Source organism: Actinomadura verrucosospora (assembly GCF_039540335.1).
In the GTDB taxonomy this organism is placed as follows: Bacteria; Actinomycetota; Actinomycetes; order Streptosporangiales; family Streptosporangiaceae; genus Spirillospora; species Spirillospora verrucosospora.
The window spans coordinates 1-515 of record NZ_BAABEV010000139.1 but is presented as its reverse complement, the minus strand read 5'-3'; the positions used below and the strand labels follow the sequence as shown (position 1 = coordinate 515).

Here is a 515-nt window from a genome sequence, read left to right as displayed (position 1 = left end):
CAACAGTGTTGATCATTCTATTGGACAAAATATTAATCCTGTAGATGTCAAATTCATGAATAAAGCAACTTACGATTAGTCTCTCAAAAACCTAGACATAAAATAACTTTTATATAGTCTAGGTTTTTGATAATGTATACTGATAGTATGGAAGGGTGGCCGAGTGGTTGAAGGCGTCTGATTTGAAATCAGTTGAACTATCTGGTTCCGTGGGTTCGAATCCCACCCTTTCCGTTATAAAACTATAGTTGGCTTCTCAAGGCAAGCTAGCTATACACTGATAGTATTAAGTTTAGACTTAATAAAGTCTACAACTTGTGACAGGTTAGAAATTTTTTCGGCATCCTCATCTGGTATCTCTATACTAAATTTTTCTTCTATGGCCATTACCAGCTCAACTGTATCTAGAGAATCGGCTCCCAGGTCACTTGAAAAATTTGCTTCCCTAGTCACTATTTTTTTTTCAATTCCTAGCTGTTCTGCTACAATATCTTGAACTTTTTCAAAGATTTCAT

1 protein-coding gene and 1 tRNA gene are annotated in these 515 nt (G+C 35.3%); one reads left to right on the top strand and one right to left on the bottom strand.

Annotation, left to right across the window (positions count from 1 at the left end):
* Nucleotides 1–149 precede the first annotated feature (149 nt).
* Nucleotides 150–234, top strand: a tRNA-Ser gene (locus tag ABD944_RS42315).
* Nucleotides 235–270: 36 nt separating this feature from the next.
* Here ABD944_RS42315 and acpP read toward each other — a convergent pair.
* Nucleotides 271–515, bottom strand: a 245-nt coding sequence (gene acpP, locus ABD944_RS42310; protein WP_425550336.1) for an acyl carrier protein, incomplete at its 5' end; no start/stop codon positions are given.